At 67.5% G+C, this 20,397-nt stretch carries 19 protein-coding genes and 1 tRNA gene; 10 read left to right on the plus strand and 10 right to left on the minus strand.

All coding sequences use genetic code 11. The annotated features are described in order from the left end of the window. Positions 1–774 precede the first annotated feature (774 nt). The 5 genes from OCW50_RS12980 (at position 775) to rnd (ending at position 6,336) form a co-directional block, all read left to right on the plus strand. A complete protein-coding gene (locus tag OCW50_RS12980) occupies positions 775–918 on the plus strand; it encodes a hypothetical protein (RefSeq protein WP_262297807.1) in 144 nt (47 codons plus the stop codon). A gap of 171 nt (positions 919–1,089) precedes the next feature. Then, on the plus strand, positions 1,090–1,470 hold the full coding sequence (locus OCW50_RS12985) for a hypothetical protein (RefSeq protein ID WP_262267600.1): 381 nt from the start codon (positions 1,090–1,092) through the stop codon (positions 1,468–1,470). 122 nt (positions 1,471–1,592) lie between these two features. Beyond that, complete coding sequence (locus tag OCW50_RS12990; protein ID WP_262297808.1) at positions 1,593–2,843, plus strand: HlyD family secretion protein; 1,251 nt, start codon at positions 1,593–1,595, stop codon at positions 2,841–2,843. Continuing rightward, positions 2,840–5,017, plus strand: a complete 2,178-nt coding sequence (locus tag OCW50_RS12995; protein WP_262297809.1) for a peptidase domain-containing ABC transporter — start codon at positions 2,840–2,842, stop codon at positions 5,015–5,017. Before OCW50_RS12990 ends, OCW50_RS12995 begins: the two co-directional genes overlap by 4 nt. A gap of 158 nt (positions 5,018–5,175) precedes the next feature. Beyond that, a complete protein-coding gene (rnd, locus tag OCW50_RS13000) occupies positions 5,176–6,336 on the plus strand; it encodes a ribonuclease D (protein ID WP_262297810.1) in 1,161 nt (386 codons plus the stop codon). Positions 6,337–6,459: 123 nt separating this feature from the next. Here rnd and OCW50_RS13005 read toward each other — a convergent pair whose 3' ends face one another. The 6 genes from OCW50_RS13005 to OCW50_RS13030 form a co-directional block, all read right to left on the minus strand. Next, a complete protein-coding gene (locus tag OCW50_RS13005; RefSeq protein ID WP_173948213.1) occupies positions 6,460–7,083 on the minus strand; it encodes a 2OG-Fe(II) oxygenase in 624 nt (207 codons plus the stop codon). A 114-nt stretch (positions 7,084–7,197) separates the two neighbouring features. After that, a complete protein-coding gene (gene ppx / locus OCW50_RS13010) occupies positions 7,198–8,718 on the minus strand; it encodes an exopolyphosphatase (protein WP_262267594.1) in 1,521 nt (506 codons plus the stop codon). A gap of 1 nt (position 8,719) precedes the next feature. Beyond that, positions 8,720–10,912, minus strand: coding sequence for an RNA degradosome polyphosphate kinase (locus tag OCW50_RS13015; RefSeq protein ID WP_444547393.1), 2,193 nt, complete (start codon positions 10,910–10,912; stop codon positions 8,720–8,722). Between the two features lie 122 nt (positions 10,913–11,034). Further along, positions 11,035–11,727 (minus strand): P-loop NTPase family protein, encoded by a 693-nt coding sequence (locus tag OCW50_RS13020; RefSeq protein ID WP_262297811.1) that lies wholly within the window; start codon positions 11,725–11,727, stop codon positions 11,035–11,037. Beyond that, the gene (locus tag OCW50_RS13025) at positions 11,720–12,835 is read right to left on the minus strand and encodes an AI-2E family transporter (protein ID WP_262297812.1); all 1,116 of its coding nucleotides are present in this window, start codon (positions 12,833–12,835) and stop codon (positions 11,720–11,722) included. Before OCW50_RS13025 ends, OCW50_RS13020 begins: the two co-directional genes overlap by 8 nt. Before the next feature lie 29 nt (positions 12,836–12,864). Continuing rightward, the gene (locus OCW50_RS13030; protein ID WP_262297845.1) at positions 12,865–13,395 is read right to left on the minus strand and encodes a CDP-alcohol phosphatidyltransferase family protein; all 531 of its coding nucleotides are present in this window, start codon (positions 13,393–13,395) and stop codon (positions 12,865–12,867) included. Positions 13,396–13,746: 351 nt separating this feature from the next. Between OCW50_RS13030 and OCW50_RS13035 the strand changes: the two genes are divergently transcribed. After that, positions 13,747–14,319 (plus strand): L,D-transpeptidase, encoded by a 573-nt coding sequence (locus tag OCW50_RS13035; protein ID WP_262267591.1) that lies wholly within the window; start codon positions 13,747–13,749, stop codon positions 14,317–14,319. 58 nt (positions 14,320–14,377) lie between these two features. Here the strand turns inward: OCW50_RS13035 and OCW50_RS13040 are convergent. Next, positions 14,378–14,462 (minus strand) — tRNA-Leu (locus tag OCW50_RS13040). Between the two features lie 111 nt (positions 14,463–14,573). On the opposite strand from OCW50_RS13040, the gene OCW50_RS13045 reads away from it, so the two are divergent. Further along, positions 14,574–14,798 carry a hypothetical protein gene (locus OCW50_RS13045; RefSeq protein WP_262267590.1) on the plus strand — a complete coding sequence of 75 codons (225 nt, stop codon included), beginning with the start codon at positions 14,574–14,576 and terminating at the stop codon, positions 14,796–14,798. A 589-nt stretch (positions 14,799–15,387) separates the two neighbouring features. Continuing rightward, positions 15,388–15,825, plus strand: coding sequence for a hypothetical protein (locus OCW50_RS13050; protein ID WP_262267589.1), 438 nt, complete (start codon positions 15,388–15,390; stop codon positions 15,823–15,825). A 22-nt stretch (positions 15,826–15,847) separates the two neighbouring features. Here OCW50_RS13050 and OCW50_RS13055 read toward each other — a convergent pair whose 3' ends face one another. Together OCW50_RS13055 and OCW50_RS13060 are read right to left on the minus strand one after the other, a co-directional pair. Continuing rightward, on the minus strand, positions 15,848–16,390 hold the full coding sequence (locus tag OCW50_RS13055; RefSeq protein WP_262297846.1) for a DNA-3-methyladenine glycosylase: 543 nt from the start codon (positions 16,388–16,390) through the stop codon (positions 15,848–15,850). Positions 16,391–16,430: 40 nt separating this feature from the next. After that, positions 16,431–17,291, minus strand: a complete 861-nt coding sequence (locus OCW50_RS13060) for an EcsC family protein (protein WP_262297813.1) — start codon at positions 17,289–17,291, stop codon at positions 16,431–16,433. 88 nt (positions 17,292–17,379) lie between these two features. On the opposite strand from OCW50_RS13060, the gene OCW50_RS13065 reads away from it, so the two are divergent. After that, positions 17,380–18,138: an extensin-like domain-containing protein gene (locus tag OCW50_RS13065; protein ID WP_262297814.1), complete on the plus strand. Its 759-nt coding sequence runs from the start codon at positions 17,380–17,382 to the stop codon at positions 18,136–18,138. Between the two features lie 132 nt (positions 18,139–18,270). Beyond that, positions 18,271–18,939, plus strand: coding sequence for a DsbA family oxidoreductase (locus OCW50_RS13070; RefSeq protein WP_262297815.1), 669 nt, complete (start codon positions 18,271–18,273; stop codon positions 18,937–18,939). Between the two features lie 91 nt (positions 18,940–19,030). Here OCW50_RS13070 and OCW50_RS13075 read toward each other — a convergent pair whose 3' ends face one another. Next, a complete protein-coding gene (locus tag OCW50_RS13075; RefSeq protein ID WP_262297816.1) occupies positions 19,031–20,011 on the minus strand; it encodes an aldo/keto reductase in 981 nt (326 codons plus the stop codon). Positions 20,012–20,397 lie beyond the last annotated feature (386 nt).

Raw genomic sequence — 20,397 nt, forward strand, 5'->3', positions numbered from 1 at the left:
AGGCGGAAGGATGAAATGTGACCGGCGGGCGCCCTCACGGGGGGTGAGGAGCCGGGCCGCCCGACGATCCGCGACACCCCTGCGCCCCCACCGTCCCTGGTCGTCACGGGCCTGTGCCGGTCATCCCACCGCTGCGGGGCGCTGCGCCGTCCCGATCGAGGTGGCGGGTCCCGACACCCTGTCACGTCATCACCGGGCTTGTCCCGGTGATCCCGCTTGCGAAGCGCGCCTCTCTCCGCCGCATCGGGATGGCCGGCGAGAGGCGGGTGATGACTGGCCGGCCATGACGAGCAGGGTTTCAGGGCGGGACGGCCTCAGACCTGCGCCGGTGTCGGGATGAACACGCTCACGCCCTGCTTCCCGATCCCTGCCGTCGATCAGTGGATCGTCAGGCCGATAACCGGACTCGCGAGATTCGTCAGGCTGACGATCAGCATGAAGGTCGTGAGGGTCACACTGAGATAGAGGGAGGCGATGAAAAGGGCCTGCATGGCGTCACCTGTCGAGGAGATGACGGGAATTCTGTCCTGCTAGGCGATTCCTCACAATGGTCCCCCCGGGAGTACCCCCTTCTCGTGTGCGCCGGAACACATCGTGCCCCGGGAGGACTTCTCGTCTGCGACAAGGCAACGGCGGCCTTTTACGATTGTCCGGTTCAGGCCTCGCGCCCATGAGCCGGGCCATCAACCTTCGCAGCGCCGCGAGGCTTGGCCCTAACACAGGTTAAGGCATCCACCCGAGCACCTCTCTAGAAGGGTTCTAAGCGAGGGTGCAATGAAGCGGTCGCCTGAGGATCTCGTCGAGTATTTTTTTCAGTTCGTCCTAGTCGCGAGCGCCGTCCTTTCCGCCATTCTCCTGCTTGCAGCCCTCGCACGCCTGATGGACGCTGGCGCCATGGCCTTGTCGCAGCAGCCCTAGAGCATCGGATGGATCCCAAAAGTGCAAGTCCACTTTTGGGTTCGATGCTTTAGAGTACCCCTCGGACACCCACGGCTCCCTGCGGACATGGACGTGGATTTCCGCGGGATTTTCCCTCTCCGGACGCCCGGAATCCTTGAAGAACAAAGGGTGAATTCCCATATTCTCCCTATGGTTAACACCCTTGCCACATCCCTGCTGAGACCGGCCCGGAACGCTCCCGTCGAGGAGCGGATCGAGGGCAATTGGCACGTCTATCCGTTCGAAGGCGCGCTGGAGCTCGACTATGTCGATCAGGCCGGCAACGCGAGCCGGCGCTGGGTGCTGGCGCGCGAGCTGAAGGTGGGTCCAGGCAAGATGCTGCTCGGCGGCATCGACATCCTGTCCGAGGACGGCTATCGCGGCTTCAGGGTCGACCGGATCCAGCGTCTGGAGGATGCGGAAACCGGCCTCGTGGTCGAGCACAACATCCTCGACTGGCTCATGAAGCGCGCCGAGCGCCAAGCCAAGGCGCGCAGGAAGCACCTCGCTCGCGTCCAGCCCGGCGCGTAACTGGCGCCGCGCGATCCTGCTCCTCACGGATTGCGGAGGGCGATCCGGTTTCGCGCACGACCTTGTGCCGCCCGGCCATTTCTGCAACATAGTCTTGTTATCATGTTGCGCGGGGAATCGTGGTGGCACATCGGCCCCTGTTCCGGCCACAGGCCGTGACTGCAGCCATGGGCGAGCACTCGTCCGTGTCGCTTCCAGCCGCGCCCCTCTCGTGGCATCTCCTCGGCGGCTTTCTCATCGCCTGCGCGGCCATCGTCGTTCTGTTCCTTGCCACGGCCGAGTATGCCCGCAAGGAAACGGCCCCCGGGGCAATCGTGGTGGCGGGCGGCACGGTGCGCATGGTCCCATGGCGCAACGGGATCCTCACCACCGTGACGGTGCAGGACGGTGACCGGGTCACGGCGGGCCAGCCGCTTTTCACGATCGCGTCCCGTCAGGGGCTCGAGGCCGGCGGGACCCTCGACGATGCCATCCTCGCCTCGCTCGAAACGCAGGTCGAGGTGCTGAAGGAGCAGATCCGAGCCGACCCCGCCCGCACGGACAACGAGATCCGGCGCCTTGATGCGGCCATCGGGGCCGTGGCGGCCGAGCGGGAGGCCCTCGTGGTCCAGCGGCGTCTCATGGCCGAGCGCATCCAGGTCACCGAGGACCGGCGCGATGCCGTCGCCCGCCTGTCGGAACAGGGACACGCCACCCGGGCGGCCCTGCAGGAGCAGGACGACGCCCTGCTCTCCCGCCGCCAGTCCCTGGCCGAGATCGACCGGGAGCTGGCCGAAGCCGACAAGGACCTCGGCCGGACCGAGCTCGAGCGCGAGCAGTTGCCGGTTCGCCAGGTCGAGCGGCTGGCGCAGTTGCGCCTCAACCTCGCCGATCGGGAACGGCAGAGGGCGGAGGCGCTGGCCCAGCGGGCGCAGGTGTTCACGGCCCCGATCACCGGGCGCGTCACCGCCCTCCAGGCTGCGCCCGGACAGACCGTCGATTCCGGCAAGCCCCTCCTCACCCTCGTGCCGGACAACGCGGACCGGCACGCCGAACTCTTCGTTCCGAGCCGCTCCATCGGCTTCGTGACGGTGGGCCAGCGGGTGCGGCTGATGGTCGATGCCTTTCCCTATCAGCGCTTCGGAACGATCGGCGGCAGCGTCGCGACCGTGTCGCAGGCCGTGCTCTCACCCCATGAGGTGATCGGAAAGACCACGCTCTCCGAGCCCGCCTATCGCGTCACCGCGCGCCTCGACCGGCAGGCCATCGACGCCTTCGGGCGGCAGGTCGCCCTTCAGCCGGACATGACCCTCAAGGCCGATATCGTTCTGGAAGGCCGCTCCCTTGCCGCATGGCTGTTCGAGCCGCTCATCAGCGCCCAGGGGCGGATGTGAGGGTTTTCGCCCAGCTCGACTATTTCGGGGCGCCGCGCCTGCCGGCGATCATCCAGTCCGAAGCGTCCGAATGCGGTCTCGCGTGCCTGGCCATGATCGCGACCTATCACGGCCGCGAGATCGACCTCGCAGCGCTGCGCCGCCTGTTCTCGATCTCGCTCAAGGGCGTGACCCTCAAGGACGTGCTCGTCATGGGCGAGCGCCTGGGCATGACGGGCCGGGGCCTTCGCCTCGAGCCCGATCAGCTGGGCCGCATCAGGCTGCCCTGCATCCTGCATTGGGACATGAACCACTTCGTGGTGCTCAAACGGGTGGGCGCCCGGACGGTGACGGTGCACGACCCCGCCAGTGGCATTCGGACCCTGAGCCACGACGAACTCGGCCGTCACTTCACCGGCATTGCCCTGGAACTGACCCCGACCGCTTCCTTCGAGCGCCGCAAGGAGACCTCGCGCCTGAACCTCTCCTCCCTGTGGGGACGGATGCACGGGATCAAGCGCGCGCTCGTCCAGGCGCTCGTTCTGTCGGGGCTGCTGCAGGCGACGGTGCTCGCCGCGCCCTTCTACATGCAAATCGCCGTCGACGAGGCGGTGGTGAAGGGCGACCATGGCCTCCTCACCGCCCTGGCGCTCGGCTTCGGGCTTCTCACGCTGATCCATGTCGGGACGGATTGGCTCCGTGCGCACGTGCTTCTCTTCCTGAGCGGCGCACTCAACTTCCAGATGGGCGCCACCCTGTTCCATCATCTCGTACGCCTGCCCCTCGGCTGGTTCGAGAAACGGCATATCGGCGATCTCGTGTCGCGGTTCCGGTCGGCGGAGCCGATCCAGCGGCTGATCTCGGAAGGGCTGATCGCCGCCTTCGTCGACGGCGTGATGGCGACGCTCACCCTGGTGATGATCCTGATCTACAGCCCGATGTTGTCATGCATCGTGCTGGCGGGGCTCGCCCTCTACGGCCTTGTCCGCCTCGCCCTCTACCGGAGCCTGCGTCAGCGGCAGGAGGACGCGATCGAGGCCTCGGCCCGGGAGCAGTCCACGTTCATCGAGACGGCGCGGGCGATCCAGAGCATCAAGATCTTCGGACGCGAGGCCGATCGGGAAGCCCTGTGGCAGAACCGCCATGCGGAGGCCCTCGGCCGCGGGATTCGTCACGGCCGCTTCACCATCGGCTTCAAGACGGCGAACGACCTCATTGCCGGCATCGAGAACGTCCTCGTGGTCTATCTCGGCGCAAGGGCCGTCCTGGCGAACGACATGACCATCGGCATGCTCTATGCCTTCATGGCCTACAAGGAGCAGTTCCTCGGCAAGGCCACCAACCTCATCGAGATCGGCATGCAGTACCGCATGCTCGATCTCCATCTCGACCGGCTGTCCGACATCGCCCTCGCCGAACGGGAGCACGACCGCGACAGGGGCAGCCTCGTGACGCGACAGGTCGCCGGCGCCGTCGCGATCGAGGGCGTCGGCTTCCGTTACGCCGACACCGAGCCGGAGGTCCTGTCGGGCGCAACCCTGACGGTGGAGCCCGGCGAGTTCGTCGCCATCACGGGGCCGTCGGGCGGCGGCAAGACGACACTGCTCAAGATCATGCTGGGGCTGTTCAGGCCGACGCAGGGCCGCGTGCTGATCGACGGCACGCCCCTCGAGGATTTCGGCGTCCGGTGCTTCCGGTCGCAGGTCGGCGTGGTGATGCAGGACGACCAGCTCCTGTCAGGCAGCATTGCCGAGAACATTGCGTTCTTCGACGCGCGGATCGATCTCGAGCGGATGCGTGAATGCGCGACGCTCGCAGGGATCGACCAGGACATCATGGCGATGCCCATGAACTACGACACGCTCGTCGGCGACATGGGCACCGTCCTGTCGGGCGGCCAGCGCCAGCGCGTCCTGCTGGCCCGGGCGCTGTATCGCGGCCCCCGCATTCTCTTCATGGATGAAGGCACCTCGCATCTCGACCTCGACAAGGAGCGGGAGGTCAACCGGGCACTGGCCGGTCTCGCGATCACCCGCATCGTCATCGCGCATCGGCCCGAGACGATCCGCGCGGCGGACCGGATCGTAGTTCTGCGGGAGGGCCGGGTCTCGCCGCCGATGGACGGCGATGCCCTCGCCTTTGCCGAAGCGGCCCGGCAGTCCGTGGGCGGCGTGGCCGGATTCGGCCGGGCCTGACGGAGCGCGGCGGCATCCAAACGCAGTAACGTTCAACAAACGGAGTAACATGCCGCCAAGGCCTTCGCCCGGGGGCGGTTTTACCTTATCCTCGGACAATAGGACGATCGGTCCACGGCGGACTCGCGGGCTCTGGCCCGATGGGTTATGTACGCTTCATGGATCTGATCACCTCCACCGACGCCCTGGCGGCCGTCTGCAACCGCCTCAGCCAGCATCCGTTCGTGACCGTCGATACGGAGTTCCTGCGCGAGACCACCTATTATCCCAAGCTCTGCCTGATCCAGATGGCGAGCCCCGAGCCTGCGGAAGCGTATCTCATCGACCCGCTGGCCGAGGGCATCAGCCTGGAGCCCTTCATGGCCCTGATGGCCGACCGCAACGTGGTGAAGGTGTTCCACTCGGCCCGTCAGGATCTCGAGATCGTCTGGAACCTCGGCGGCATCGTGCCCGAACCCCTCTTCGACACCCAGGTCGCCGCCATGGTGTGCGGCTACGGGGACTCGGTCTCCTACGAACAGCTCACCAACGATCTCGCCAAGGCCAAGATCGACAAGTCCTCCCGCTTCACCGACTGGTCGCGCCGTCCCCTCACGGACGCGCAGCTCACCTACGCTCTGTCCGACGTCACCCATCTGGTGAAGGTCTACGAGGCGCTGCTGGACCAGCTGAAGAAGAACGGCCGCCTCGAATGGCTGGCCGAGGAGATGGCGATCCTCACCTCGCCGGAGACCTATCAGGCCGATCCGGCCAATGCCTGGCGGCGCCTCGCCGGGCGGCTCCGCAAGCCGCGCGAGATCGCCGTGCTCATGGAAGTCTCGGCCTGGCGCGAGCGCGAGGCCCAGGCGCGGGACGTGCCCCGCGGGCGCATCCTCAAGGACGACGCGGTGATCGACATCGCCACCTCGGCCCCCCGCAGCGTGGAAGCCCTGGGGCGTCTGCGCACCATCCCCAACGGCTTCGAGCGCTCCCGGACCGGCGGCGAGATCCTCGAAGCGGTCGAGCGGGCGCTGGCCCGGGATCCCGCGACGATCCCCATGCCCGAGCGCAGCCGGGGCCGTTCCAATACCGGGTCGGTGGTCGACCTGCTGAAGGTCCTGCTCAAGGCCGTGGCCGAGCAGGAGGGCGTCGCGCCCAAGATCATCGCCACGGTCGAGGAGCTGGAAGCCATCGCCGACAGCGACACCGCCGACGTCCCCAGCCTGCACGGCTGGCGTCGCAGGCTGTTCGGCGACAAGGCCATCGCCCTGAAGAACGGAGAGCTCGGGCTGGTGCTGGAGCGCGGGCGGGTGAAGCTGAGGACGATTGCCGAGGCCTGAGGCCTCGAAGTCCATTGCCCCTCGTCATGGCCGGGCTTGCCCGGCCGTCCCGACAAGGTGAGGCCCGGCGCCTTTCAGCGTGGGATCACCGGCACGAGGCCGGTGATGACGTCATGGCGGCACTCAGCGCCCGAAAATGCCCTTGAAGACCTGGGCCAGCTTGTTGTGCTTCTTCTTGCGGTCGACGTCGGCCTGGCTCTTCACCCAGGCGATCTGGACCACGCGGCGCTCGCCGGCGAAGGGCAGATGGCCGTGCCAGGAATTGTCGGCGCGCAGGAAGGCGAACATGGTGCCCATGACGGGCGGCACTTCCAGCTTGTAGCGGTCGTAGTTTTTCTCGTCGTAGAGCACGCGCAGGCGCCCGCCCTCGTCCTGCTGCCACTCGTCGTTCATGTAGATCAGCATGGTCATGACCTTGGACGGGCCGTCCGTGTGGATGGCGCCGTATTTCGGCTGCGACTTCTTCATGATGGTGGTCAGGCGCGGATAGGGGTGCAGATCGATGCCGAACTTCTTCGACAGCTCCTCGGTCAGCTCCGGACCCTCGAGCTCGTCGATGAGCTGCTTGAAGCGCCCCTGGAGCTTGACCTCGTCCACGGTGAGGTAGCCGGGCTTGTCGATGGCGGGAAAGTCCCGCCGCAGCTCGTCGATCTTGTCCTGCTTCAGGACGCCGGATGCGAGAAGATAATCGTAAGGCTCGTTCGAGCGGTCGGCGTTGCGGACAGCTGTCAGGTCGACCAGTTCCATGGTCATTTCCCCTTGGTGCGTGTTCTCTTGCGGGTTGGACAGTAGCGCAGCGAATGGCACTGTAAACCCATCTTGGCGATGGGATACAGCGACGCACGCGCCCGCCCGCCCGTTTCACATGATTTCGATGACCGGATCCATGTTGAGAAGCTTGCCCAGCCCCCGCAGGCGGCCCGACAGGCGCTCGTTGGCGAGCGGCTCCAGATGGGCCGGCAGACGCAGCACGATCTGGCTGCCCCGGGCCGTGAGGGGCGCCTCGGGCAGCACGCCCTCCATGGCGACCGAGACCGGATAGGCGACCCGCATCAGGGCGGCGAGCAGCCGGGCGCGTTCCAGGAGGCGCGGACCGGCGAGCGTCTTGATGCGCGAGCTGACCTTGTCGGGAGACAGGCCCTCGTGCCGGAAGAAGATCGACAGGGCGAGATAGGCGCGGCCCGGATGGTCGAGCCCGGCGAAGGCCCCGTAGGCGATCAGGTTGAGGCTCTGCTCGCCCCGGTAGTCCGGGTGGGCACGCCAGCCGATGTCGGCCAGGAGGCAGGCGGCGCGCCGGAGCCGGGTGTCGTATTCCGTTTCCGGCAGGCCCAGGCTCCGAATGAAGGCCTCGGTCCATTGGCACAGCTCCACCCCGTGGCGGGGCGAGCGGGAGCGCAGGAGATTGAGGTCGCTGGCGGCGGCGAGCAGAGGATCGCGCTCGCGCGTTTCGGGATCGAGCCGGTCGAACAGCACGCCCTCGCGCACGCCGAAGGCCGAGATGGCCACCTCGACCGGCTGGCCGAGCCGGATGATCTCCTCCAGCAGGATGGCCCCGTAGGCGAGCAGCGGTCGGCGGGCCTCCGAGACGCTCTCGATGTCCTTGAGGGTCTTGGCATCGGCCTCCTCGACGAGACGCAGGAAGTCGAGCCCGTCGTCGGGGTCGATGAGATAGCCGTGCATCACGTGCAGCGGGTAGTCCCGCGCCGCCTGGTGCAGCCGCGCCAGGGCGCGCCAAGTGCCGCCGACCGCGTAGAACGTGCGGCCATGGAGGTTCTCGAGGTATTCGGGAGCGCGTTCCAGGGTCTCGCGCACGATCCTCTGGGCCCGCTTCAGCGAGCCGCCGCTGAGATCCTGCAGGGCGAGACCGCCCAGGGGCATGGTGACCCCCTGCCCGACCTGCGAGCCCTGGACCTCCACGAGTTCCAGGCTGCCGCCGCCCATGTCGCCGACGATGCCGTCCGGCTCATGGAAGCCCGCGACGACGCCGAGGGCCGAGGCCCTCGCCTCCTCCGCGCCGGAGAGCAGGCTGATCGGCCGGCCGCAGGCCCGGGCGGCCGCCTCCAGGAAGGCCGGACCGTTGGAGGCGTCGCGCGCGGCGGCGGTCGCCAGGACGAAGACCTCGGACACCTGCATCGTGTCGCAGAGGACCCGGAACCGGTCGAGCGCCCGCAGGGCCCGGTCGACCGCCTCGTCGTCCAGACGGCCGGTGGTCGCCACATGGCGTCCGAGGCCGCAGAGGACCTTTTCGTTGTAGATCGGCGTGACGGCGCGGGAGAGGCCCTCGTAGGCCACGAGGCGCACCGAGTTCGACCCGATGTCGATGATGGCCACGGGACGGCCGATCTTGAGCCGTCCCTGAGCCTCCTGGCTTACGGCCTGCATGTCAGCGCTGCCCGCGCTTGGCGAGCGCTTTGGGGCTGGAGGTCTTGAGGGATTTGCCACGGCCCGACAAACTCGGATTTGTCATGAAATACTTGTGAGCGTTGAATGGTTCCTCGCCCTTGGCGGGCACCACCCGCTGGCTCGAGCCGTCGGGAAGCACCGTCCAGCTCTGCTCGTTGTCGAGGAGGTTGGCGAGCATGATCTGGTCGAGTACCTGCTGGTGCACGGTCGGGTTGAGGATCGGCATCAAGGCCTCGACGCGGCGGTCGAGGTTGCGCGACATGAGATCGGCGGACGAGATGTAGACGTGCGCCTTGGTGTTCGGCAGCGCCTGCCCGTTGCCGAAGGCATAGATGCGGGTGTGCTCCAGGAAGCGCCCGACGATGGACTTGACCCGGATGTTCTCCGACAGGCCCCTGATGCCGGGCCGGAGGCAGCAGATGCCGCGCACGATGAGATCGACCTGAACGCCCGCCGCGCTGGCGTCGTAGAGGGCGTCGATGATCTCGGGATCGGTCATGGAATTGCACTTGCCCCAGATCGCGCCGGGCCGCCCCGCCCTGGCGTGCTCCACCTCCTCGGCGATGTGCTCGAGCAGGCGCTTCTTGAGGTTCAGCGGCGAGACCGCCATGCGCTCAAGCTCGGCCGGCTCCGCATATCCGGTCACGAAGTTGAAGATGCGCGACACGTCCCGGCCGATCACCGGGTCGGCGGTGAAATAGGACAGGTCGGTGTAGATGCGCGCGGTGATCGGGTGGTAGTTGCCCGTCCCCACATGGCAGTAGGTGATGAGCTGGCTGCCCTCGCGACGCACGACCATCGACAGCTTCGCGTGGGTCTTCAGCTCGATGAAGCCGAACACCACCTGGGCACCGGCGCGCTCCAGGTCGCGGGCCCAGCGGATATTGGCCTCCTCGTCGAACCGGGCCTTGAGCTCCACGAGGGCGGTCACGGACTTGCCGGCTTCCGCGGCTTCCGCCAGCGCCGCCACGATCGGGGAATCCGACGAGGTCCGGTAGAGGGTCTGCTTGATCGCCACCACGTTTGGGTCCCGCGCGGCCTGGCGCAGGAACTGCACCACCGCGTCGAAGGATTCGTAGGGGTGGTGAACGATGATGTCCTTCTCGCGGATCGCCGCGAAGCAGTCGCCGCTGTGCTCGCGGATGCGTTCGGGGAAGCGCGGATTGTAGGGCTTGAACTTCAGGTCGGGGCGTTCGAGCGCGACGAGCTGCGACAGGTCGCGCAGGCCCATCATGCCCTCGACCACGAAGACCTCGTCGCTCGACACTTCCAGCTCCTCGGCCACGAAGAGGCGCAGATCCTCGGGCATGGCCGCCTCGACCTCCAGGCGGATCACGCTGCCCCGGCGGCGCTGCTTGAGGGCCGTCTCGAACAGGCGCACCAGATCCTCGGCCTCCTCCTCCACCTCGATGTCGGAGTCACGGATCACCCGGAAGGCGCCCTGCCCCTGGACCTCGTATCCTGGGAACAGGCGGCTCGTGTAGAGCACGATCATCTGCTCGAGGGCGATGAACCGGGTGGCGCCGGTCTCGGCGAAATCCGGCAGGCGGATGAAGCGCTCGGCGCGCGACGGCAGGCGGATCAGGGCGTTCAGCACCTTGCCGTCGCTCTGGCGCACCAGCTTCAGGGCGATGGAGGAACCCAGATTCGGGATGAACGGAAAAGGATGCGCCGGATCGATGGCGAGCGGCGTCAGGACCGGGAAGACGTGGTTGAGGAAGTAATCCTCGAGCCAGGAGGCCTCCGCCTTGGTCAGGCCGGAGCCTTCCGTCAGAACGATGCCCTCCTCCAGCAGGGCGTCGCGCAACTCGCGCCAGCGCCGCTGCTGGTCGGATGCGAGGTTCGACACGGCGACCGCGATCTTGGCGAGCTGCTCCTGCGGAGTGAGCCCGTCCTGCGATGTCGTGGCGACGCCCGAGCGCACCTGCCCGATCAGGCCGGCGACGCGGACCATGAAGAACTCGTCGAGGTTGTCGGCTGAGATCGACAGGAAGCGCAGTTGCTCCAGGAGCGGATGGTTGCGGTTCGAGGCCTCCTCGAACACCCGCCGGTTGAACTGCAGCCAGGACAGCTCGCGGTTGATGAAGCGCTGCGGAAACTTCCGGAGCACCGCCCCGTCGAGCTCGATGTCCGGCGGCGCCTTGGGCAACGGGGCCTCGCTGACGGTCTCCACCTCCTTCAGGGCAATCGCGCTGCGCACTTCGACCTCCGCCGCTTCCTTCTTCGGCGACCGTTTTGCTCTGGGCTTCGTGACGGTTTCACGACGGTTCGACAACGCGGCGTTGATGTCAGGCTTCACTCGCTCTCATCCATTTCCTGTGCGGCGCCAAGGATCTCCGCGGCGATCGTTCGTGACACGCGCCGGCCCCGGCTCAGGGCCTCCCGGTCGAGGAGCGCCACGAGCTCGGATGCCTTTGCCAAAGACCGTTCGATCCGCAGGGCAATATAATCGACAACGGAGGTGTCGACCACGAGTTGCCTGTCGACGAAGAGCTTCACCAGGACGGCTTTGAGCAGCGCATCGTCCGGCGCCTCCAGCGAGACGCTCGGCGCGAGGCGCAGGCGCGACAGGAGATCCGGCGTCCGCAGGGACCAGCGGTCGGGCGGTGTCTCGCAGGTGATCAGCAGGGAAGCCTTCTTCTCGCGCGCCAGGTTCAGGAGATGGAACAGGGCCGCCTCGTCCCGTTCGCCCCGGTCCATGTCCTCGATGGCGAGCGCGCCGTTCGAGACCAGATGCGGGACCTTGTCCTGGGTGATGCCGGAAGCGTCGATGGTCCAGGCGCGGGCGTTCGTCGCCCAGATCGACGCGAGATGGCTCTTGCCGCTGCCGCGGGGTCCGACGAGGAGCAGGATCGTGTCCGGCCAGTCGGGCCAGCTCTCGATGAGGCCGTAGGCCTGCTCGTTCGACGGGCTGACGAGGAAGTCCTCGGCGCCGAACCGGGGATCGAGCGGAAGATCGAAGGCGAGCTGCTTGGGCGTCTCACGCATCGAGGTCGACCTTCTCGGGCTCGACCTTCGGTTTCAGGATCACCGGCTCGGTCCCGCGATAGAGGGGGCTCGCCAGGTACTGCCGCAGGGCAAAGCGCGCCACGACTCCCACGGCGGCCGCGAGCGGGACCGCGAGCAGCAGGCCGACGAAGCCGAAGAGCGCGCCGAAGGCCACGAGGGCGAACATGAGCCAAACCGGATGCAGACCGACGGAATCGCCCACCAGCTTCGGGGACAGAATGTTGCCCTCCACGAACTGGCCGAAGATGAAGATGCCGAGCGTCGCGGCGATCATGGTCCAGTCCGGCCAGAACTGCACGATGGCGACGCCGACCGACAGGATGAGGCCGGTGAGCGAGCCCACATAGGGGATGAAGCTCAGGATGCCCGCCGTCATGCCGATCAAGGCGCCGAAATTGAGCCCGATCAGCGCCAGGCTCACCGCATAGAAGGTTCCCAGGATGAGGCAGACCAGGGCCTGGCCGCGGACGAAGCCCGCGATCGCCCGGTCGATGTCGCGGGCGATGGCCCGGATCGTCTCCCGGTGCTTCATCGGCATCCACGAATCGACCGTCCGGACCATGCGGTCCCAGTCGACGAGCATGTAGAAGGCGACGACCGGGGTCACCACCAGCAGGGAGAAGATGCCGATCAGGGCCTGCCCGCCGGACCACAATCCCTGCAGGAAGGCCGTCACCCAGGCGATGCCCTGGCTGATGAGGTTGCCCACGGAGGGCGGGGTCGCCGGCAGGGCATCCTCGATCCCGAGCTTGCGGATCAGCGGACCGAGCTGCTCGGCCCCGAGCTCCTGAAGCCGCGCCACATAGCCCGGCAGCCGCTCCACGAAGGCCCCCACCTGCTGGGCCGCGAAGGGCACCAGGATCATGAGGGCCACGATGAAGACCAGGACGAACAGGACCAGGATCAGCAGGCTCGCGCCCAGGCGCCCGATGCCGACCTTCTGCAGCCGGTCGGCCAGGGGATCGAGCAGATAGGCCAGCGCGAAGCCCGCCACGAAGGGCAGCAGGATGCCCCTCAGGACGAACAGCAGCAGAACCGCCACGACCAGCGCCGCAATCCAGAACCCGATCTGCCGTTGGACCGTCATCGGTACTCCATAGCTGCCAATTCTGGCCTTCAGGTGGTCATGTGCCGCAGCCAGCCCCCGAGATAGGCACCGGCGGACGCTATGGTCAAGGTGGCGACCAACACCATGGCGACCTCGTCGAACCCCGCGAGATCCACCCCGAAGGCATTCGCCGCAAGGGCATAGGCGGCAAAGGCGATCTGCGCCCCGGTGTTCAGCTTGCTCACGAGGAGCGGCTTGATCTCCACCGGACGGCTCATGATCCAGGACAGGAGGATCGCCGCCACGATCATCACGTCCCGCGACACGACCACGATGGCGAGCCAGCTCGGGATCGCCCCCACGATGGCCAGCGTCACGTAGATCGAGACCAGCAGCGCCTTGTCGGCGATCGGATCGATATAGGCGCCGAACTCGCTCTTCTGGTTGAAATGGCGGGCGATGAACCCGTCGATCCCGTCCGAGACCCCGGCCACGACGAAGAGCACGAAAGCCGTGCTCCACCGGTGCTGCATGATCATGACGATCACGATGGGCACGATGATCAGCCGGCCGATGGTGATGATGTTCGGAATGGTCATCCGCCCGATGATGGCCGGTCGAGGCGCGGAGTTCAATCGTCGGGTCGGCAGGATGGGGATCATGGGCACCTCTCCCGGTCATGACCGGACCTATCCCGGCCACCCCGCTTCCGTCACCGGGCCCGCCGCGTCCTGGCCGGGCCTGTCCCGGCCATCCCGATCGGAAAGGCATCCCACCTCGAACAAGGGGTTTTCCCGCACGAGCCTGGCGATATCAGGACGGAGGTCCTGGGCCGCCGTCGACCCGCCGCACGGGGACAAAATTCGCCGGAGCGGGAACCTTAGCCTTTTGTGGCCGTCATTCCTGGGAGGCCTTCATCGACGACACGGCCGACCCGGGGAGACCGACCGATGCGAGAATGGATCACATTCGCCTGCCTGCTCCTGGGAGCGACCGGCATCGCCGCTCCCGCCGCGGGCGCGGAGGTCTCCATCGCGGTGAACAAGACGACCCAGCGCATGACCGTGTCGGTGGACGGCGTCGAACGCTACGCGTGGCCCGTCTCGACGGGAACGATCGACTACTCGACTCCCACCGGCGCCTTCACGCCCTCGCGCCTGGCGAGGGAGCACTATTCGCGGGAATGGGACGACGCGCCGATGCCGCACTCGATCTTCTTCACGGATTCCGGTCACGCCATTCATGGCAGCCGCGCCACCGGCCTTCTGGGCTCCCCCGCATCGCATGGCTGCATCCGGCTGTCGCCGACCAATGCCCGTCTCCTTTTCGCCCTCGTCGAGGCCGAAGGCCCGGCCAACACGAGGATCGAGATCACCGGATTCGACCCGATCGGGACGATCGTCGGCGGCAGGAACGGGACCCGGCTCGACTCCAGCCGGCTCACCAGCTTCGATCCTCTCACGGACGGGATCATGTCAGGCGGCGGTCCAATCCGGCGAAGCGCGGTCGGACGACAGCCCTAGCGCATCGTGCGGCGCCAGAGGGCCGCTCCAACGAGGCCCTCTTCACCAAGAGGAGCCATGGTGCGGCCGAGAGGACTCGAACCTCCACGGGTCTCCCCGCTACCACCTCAAGGTAGTGCGTCTACCAATTCCGCCACGGCCGCGCTCCCATCGGCTAGCGGATCGGGGCGCCGACCGCAAGCCCCGGCCTTGCGCTCCGGGGGTGCCGATCACATCTGCGACAGAACCCCACCCATCACGACGAGAGGCTGCCGATGAACGACCCGTGCGGATCGCATGCGACTCCTCGCGACGACGACGCTCTGGACGACGCGGCCTTCGCGCGGGACGGCCTGGCGGAGGAACTCGCCCTCCTGGCCTCGGCGCTGGAGGGACACGGGTGCCCCTGCGTGGCGGCGACATTCCGCCAGGCGGCCCGGCGGCGCCGGGTGCAGACCCTCCTCGAGACCGCCCTGGCTCGCGCGGCCCGGGTCGTCTAGCGCATCGGACATGAAAAGGGGGCCCACTTTCGGGTCCGATGCTCCACTCTTGGCAGGCGCATCGTTGAGTGCGGCCCCGAAGGGCCGCGTCAGCGACCCGCTTTCGACCGCACGATGCGCTCGGCAGTCTTCCGACCGAGGTCATCGGGACAAGCCCGGTGATGACGTGGGAGGGTGACCATCGGAGTAGCGCGACCTTTCCACGTCATGGCCGGGCTTGTCCCGGCCATCCCGATCGGAAGGGCGCGGCGCCTCTCGTACCGGGATCACCGGGACGAGCCCGGTGATGACGTGGAGGATGAGATACCCGGCTCGCACCACCCTCCTCGTCATGGCCGGCCGTTCATCACCCGCGTCTCGCCGGCCATCCCGATTGGGCGATGCTCCCAACTTGGAGCGGCGCATCGTTCGTGGAGGACCTAGAGGCTCACGAGGGGGGCCCGCTTTCGTTCGCACGATGCCTAGCGACCGCTTAGGAAGAGCGGCGCGGTCGGGGTTCGCGCTCCTGCATTCGCCAGGCTCACAAAAAAGCCGTCGATGTTTCGGAAGGACCCCGCTCCGCATCGACCATCATGGGGGTACGAGGTCCTTGAGCACCGGCATCGTCGCGACTGCAATCGTCCTGATCATCGGCTACGTCATCGTGTCGAGGATCGTCGGCCTGGCGTTCCGCCTCGTGGTTCCCCTGGTCCTGATCGTGCTTCTGGGGGGAGCCGGCGTGTTCTCGAGCCTGATGCCGGGGCACTCCGCCGCTGACCCCTATGCGCCCTACGGAGAGGCCCAGCATCGCTCTGCCGCCGACATCGGAGACCTGCGCCTGCGCGACATCGCCGACATGGCGGTCGACGCGGTCCGCTCCGTGCTCCGGGGCAGCCTCGCCCTGCTGAATGGCATCTCCGAATCCGAGCGGGGGCAGGAGCCGCGCTGGCCGGACGAGCCGGAACACACCCGGCGGGGCGAGCCCTATGGGCCCCGGTCCGGCTTCGCCGACGACCCGCGCCGGGACGAACCACGGCCCCGGTGGTGACCGGGCCGGAACAGAATCCCGATCAGATCTTCCGACTGAGGAAGCGCGACCCCGCAAGCGCAAAGCGCCACGGCCTGTCGGTGGCGCGCGTGATCCCGATCCTCGACCCCGCGGTCACCAGAGCCGGGACCTTCCGGCCGAAGACCCGGAAGGGCGCCCGGTCCAACGGCAGCCCGTTATGGGCGATCGTCACGCCCAGGGCCTGACAGAGACGGCCAGGACCCGAGCAGAGAAGGCGAGGATCGTCGAGCCCTCGCCGCGCCATCATCGTCTCGAGGCCGTCGGCGGGCTCCAAGGCCCGGATCAGGACGGCGCTCCCCGGCAGGCAGACGACGTTCAGGCACCAGTGGATCCCGTAAGACCGGTACACGTAGGCATGCCCGGCCGGCCCGAACATGGCTGCGTTGCGCACGGTCGGGCCGCAGAAGCTGTGCGAGGCCGGATCGTCGCCCGTATAGGCCTCGGTTTCGACGATCACCCCGCCGATTCCGTCGACGAGCAGAGTCGCCCCGACGAGATCCTGGGCGACCGCGACGGCATCGCGGGCGAAGAACGCGGGCGACAGGATCGCGTCCTTCCGCAGTGTCTTCGGGACGGGCACCGGTTCACAGGCCTTCCTGAGCCCGGATCCGGTCATAGGCCGCCCGGACCGTCCCCCGGCCGTAGCTCCGCTCCAGCCGGCGCACGGTGAAATGCCCGCGGGCCAGGGTCTGGAAATGATCGATGAAGGCGGCGTTGACGGCCGCGCCGCCGATCGCCCCGATGACCGGCACCGCCTGGGCGGCGACCTTCTGCGACACGGCCACTCCGAACCGGGCTCCGATCTGGGTCAGCAGGCGCAGGATGGCCGAGGTGCTCTCGTCGACGACGCCGCGCCCGGCCATCTGCTGCAGGGCGCGGGTGACGGACTTCGCCATGGCGGCCCGTACGGCGAAGTAGCCGGCTTCGTGCAGGTTGTCCGAGCCGGAATGTCCGCCCAGGGCGAAGACCTGGACGCAGGCCAAAGCCGTCTCGGGATCCGCGAGGTCCTCGCCCTCGCTCTGGGCGATGCGGGCGATCGACCGCAGCATGATCGTGGTCGACACCGGAAGCTCCACCAGCACCGCCGAGATGCCGAGCGCCCCGCCCATGGCCCCGGACAGGACCGCCAGCGCCTTGTGGACGCGGGTCTCGGGATCCCTGCCCTCTTTGGGAATCGTCCTGAGCGCATAACGCAGGGCACGGGTGAGCGCCGTCTGGGTGGCCTTCGAGATCACGTCCGAGACCGGCACCGGAAGCGCCTGCCCGAGCAGTTCGACCGGCCGACCGGCCAGGGCCGAAAGCCGAGCCACGTAGCTCGGCCCCTCGAGGGCGAGCACGGCCTGCCGCAGCGCCTCGCGGTCCTCGTCCGAGAGGGCGATCTCCGGCGGCGCGGCGTGGTATGCGGTCGAGGGCGGCGGTGTCTGGGGTCGAAGGTCCTGGCTCATGCCCTCTAATTGGGGATTCCCGGCCGCTTCGAACAGCCCGCAACCCTTCGACTCAGCTTGGCGTTGATCTGCGGGGCTGGAGGAGCCGATGTCGATCAGATCTGCCGCGGCCGTCGTTTCCGTGCTGATGGCGCAAGTCGCCGCGGCGCAGCCCGTGCCGCCTCTGCCGCCCCCGAGGCCGATCGAGACGCCTTCTCCCGCGCCCGCTCCGGCGCCCCCTCCTGCACCACGGCCAGAGGCACCTCCGGCGCCGACTGCGGGCGGGCCGCCAGCCGTGCCGGCACCTGACGATTGCCTGGCCGGCCTCCAGGCGGCCGGGTTCGAGATCGAGCCTGCGGAGCCGCCCCAGGTCTCGAACGAGCTCTGCCGGATCGACACCCCGGTGCGGCTCAAGGCCGTGCCGGTTCCGACGAAGGCGGAGACAACCGTCCGGCTCGCCAATCAGCCGGTCCTGGCCTGCCGATTCGCCGGACCGTTCGGGCATTGGATCGGCGATCTCGTCGCCCCGCTCGTCGCCGGCATCAAGGGGAGCGACCTGAAGGCCGTCCAGACCGGCCCCGGCTTCGAGTGTCGCAACCGGAACCGGGCCACCACGGGCAAGCTCTCGGCCCATGCGCAGGGGCTCGCGATCGACATCGCCGGCTTCGAGCTCGCCAACGGGATGACCCTGCGGATCAGGCCCGAACCCGACGCCGCGCCTGATCCGGCGCTCGCAGCCCTACGGACAGCAGCCTGCGGCTGGTTCACGACGATCCTCGGCCCCGGCTCGGACGAGGCGCACCATGACCACCTGCACGTGGACATCGAGCAGCACGGATCGAGCGACCGTTACCGCATCTGCCAATAGGCGACAGTCGCGGCTCGGATCGCCTGAACGTGAACGGAGATCTCGAGGGTTCTCCCCCTGGAGGTCCCGACACTGTGATATCCCGGCAATCCCGTGACCTCACCCTGTCCACGAACGATCGCGAGCAGCGCCATGACCCAGCACCTGAAGATCGACTTCGTCTCCGACGTGGCCTGCCCGTGGTGCGTGATCGGCCTGCGGGGGCTCGAGCAGGCGCTCGCCAATGCCGCGGACGCGGTGGCGGCCGACATCACCTTCCAGCCATTCGAACTCAATCCGGGAATGCTGCCTCCAGGGCAGAACCTGGTCGAGCATATCATGGAGAAGTACGGCTCCACGGCCGAGCAGTCGGCCGCCAGTCGCGCGATGATCCGAGCGCGGGGCGCCGAGGTCGGCTTCCCGTTCAACATGACGGAGGAGAGCCGGATCTACAACACGTTCGATGCCCACCGCCTGCTCCACTGGGCGGGGATCGTCGGACGCCAGCGGGCGCTGAAGCACACCCTGTTCAAGGCGAACTTCACCGATGGCGCGAACGTGTCGGACCATGGAGTTCTCGTGGATGCCGCCGTCACGGCCGGCCTCGACGGCGACGAGGCGCGCGAGATTCTGGCGTCGGGACGCTATGGGGAGCAGGTCCGCGGCGCCGAGCGGGAGTGGATCTCCCGCGGCATCCGCTCGGTGCCGGCCATCGTGATCAACGGAACTTGGCTGATCTCCGGCGGCCAGCCGGCCGGTGCCTTCGAGCAGGCCCTGCGCGGCATCGCCGCCGAGCTTGAGCGAGCCTCGACCGGCGCGTGACCACGCGCGGGTTGCGGATGTCGCCGCGGCTTTGAGCCTCCGCGGGCCCTGTGGACAGGCTCAGTCCCGACGCCCATTCCGATGAAGGCGCTCACCAGCGCTGATGCACATGAGGACGGATCAGACGGTCGTAGATGCTCCTGGCGGCCTCCATCTGGCCCGCCGTCAATTCAGGCCATTCAGCCGCTCGCGCATTCGAGACCGCCTGATCGGGATTGCGCGCCCCTGGAATCACCACCGACACCGCTTCGTTCATCAGGATCCACCGTAGCGCGAACTGCGCCATCGGCACGGTACCGGCCACTGTCCGCAACTCCTCGACGGCCTTCAGGCCGACCTCGAAGGGGACGCCCGAGAACGTCTCGCCGACATCGAACGCCTCTCCGTGCCGGTTGAAGGCTCGATGATCATCCGCCGCGAACTGACTGCTGGCGCTCAACTTTCCCGTCAGCAGGCCGCTGGCGAGCGGCACCCGGGCGATCACCGCCACTTGGCGCTCCCGAGCCAGCCGGAAGAACAGCTCGGCCGGGCGCTGGCGGAACAGGTTGTAGATGATCTGCACGCTTGCGATCGGATATTCGAGCGCCTTGATGGCCTCCTCGACCTTTTCGACGCTCACGCCGTAATGCCTGATCTTGCCTGCCTGGACCAACCGGTCGAGGGCCTCGAACACCTCCGGCCGGTAGTAGACTTCCGTGGGCGGGCAATGCAGCTGCACCAGGTCGAGCGCCTCGGTCTCCAGCCGTTCCAACGAACCTTCGACAAAGCGCGTGAGCGCGTCGGCCGTATAGGCATCCGCGACATGAGGGTTCAGCTGACGACCGGCCTTCGTCGCGACGATCACGTCATCCTGGCGTCTTTGCTTCAGAACGCGCGCGATCAACCGTTCGGACCGGCCGCCGCCATAGACGTCGGCCGTATCGATGAAGGTGACGCCGGCATCGAGGGCCGCCTGGAGGGCCGCTTCGGCATCCTGCTCGGAGACGTTGCCCCAGCTGCCGCCAATGGCCCAGGCGCCGAAGCCGATCTCTCCAACCCGCTGACCCGTCCTGCCAAATGAGCGCTTCTTCATGAGGGTGATATCCTGGCTGATGGAAACGAGAAGGCCTACAGCATCGGCCTCGAAAGTGAACCCACTTTCCGGGCCGATGCCGATTTTCTTGAGCAGCGCATCGTGCGGGTCACCAGCGTGGCCCGCTTTCGTCCGTCCGAGGCTCTAGGAGCAGTGAGGCTCATCGTCCGGGCCCCTGTCTTGATCGCTCGGACGGATGGCCACCTCTTCGTCATCACCGGGCCGTCCAATCCACCACCACGTCATCACCGGGCTTGTCCCGGTGATCTCGATTGTTTGAGGCGCGGCGCTTTTCCGCATCGGGATGGCCGGCACAAGGCCGGCCATGACGTGGGGAGGGTATCATCACCCGCTCACACCACCCTCTCACGTCATCACCGGGTCTG

This window comes from Microvirga sesbaniae (genome assembly GCF_025460805.1).
Classification (GTDB): Bacteria; Pseudomonadota; Alphaproteobacteria; order Rhizobiales; family Beijerinckiaceae; genus Microvirga; species Microvirga sesbaniae.

Coding starts and splice junctions, on each gene's coding strand:
- OCW50_RS12980 (WP_262297807.1), top strand. CDS start 775: ATGAAGCGGTCGCCTGAGGATCTCGTCGAGTATTTTTTTCAGTTCGTC.
- OCW50_RS12985 (WP_262267600.1), top strand. CDS start 1,090: ATGGTTAACACCCTTGCCACATCCCTGCTGAGACCGGCCCGGAACGCT.
- rnd (WP_262297810.1), top strand. CDS start 5,176: ATGGATCTGATCACCTCCACCGACGCCCTGGCGGCCGTCTGCAACCGC.
- OCW50_RS13005 (WP_173948213.1), bottom strand. CDS start 7,083: ATGGAACTGGTCGACCTGACAGCTGTCCGCAACGCCGACCGCTCGAAC.
- ppx (WP_262267594.1), bottom strand. CDS start 8,718: ATGCAGGCCGTAAGCCAGGAGGCTCAGGGACGGCTCAAGATCGGCCGT.
- OCW50_RS13020 (WP_262297811.1), bottom strand. CDS start 11,727: ATGCGTGAGACGCCCAAGCAGCTCGCCTTCGATCTTCCGCTCGATCCC.
- OCW50_RS13025 (WP_262297812.1), bottom strand. CDS start 12,835: ATGACGGTCCAACGGCAGATCGGGTTCTGGATTGCGGCGCTGGTCGTG.
- OCW50_RS13030 (WP_262297845.1), bottom strand. CDS start 13,395: ATGACCATTCCGAACATCATCACCATCGGCCGGCTGATCATCGTGCCC.
- OCW50_RS13035 (WP_262267591.1), top strand. CDS start 13,747: ATGCGAGAATGGATCACATTCGCCTGCCTGCTCCTGGGAGCGACCGGC.
- OCW50_RS13045 (WP_262267590.1), top strand. CDS start 14,574: ATGAACGACCCGTGCGGATCGCATGCGACTCCTCGCGACGACGACGCT.
- OCW50_RS13060 (WP_262297813.1), bottom strand. CDS start 17,291: ATGAGCCAGGACCTTCGACCCCAGACACCGCCGCCCTCGACCGCATAC.
- OCW50_RS13065 (WP_262297814.1), top strand. CDS start 17,380: ATGTCGATCAGATCTGCCGCGGCCGTCGTTTCCGTGCTGATGGCGCAA.
- OCW50_RS13070 (WP_262297815.1), top strand. CDS start 18,271: ATGACCCAGCACCTGAAGATCGACTTCGTCTCCGACGTGGCCTGCCCG.
- OCW50_RS13075 (WP_262297816.1), bottom strand. CDS start 20,011: ATGAAGAAGCGCTCATTTGGCAGGACGGGTCAGCGGGTTGGAGAGATC.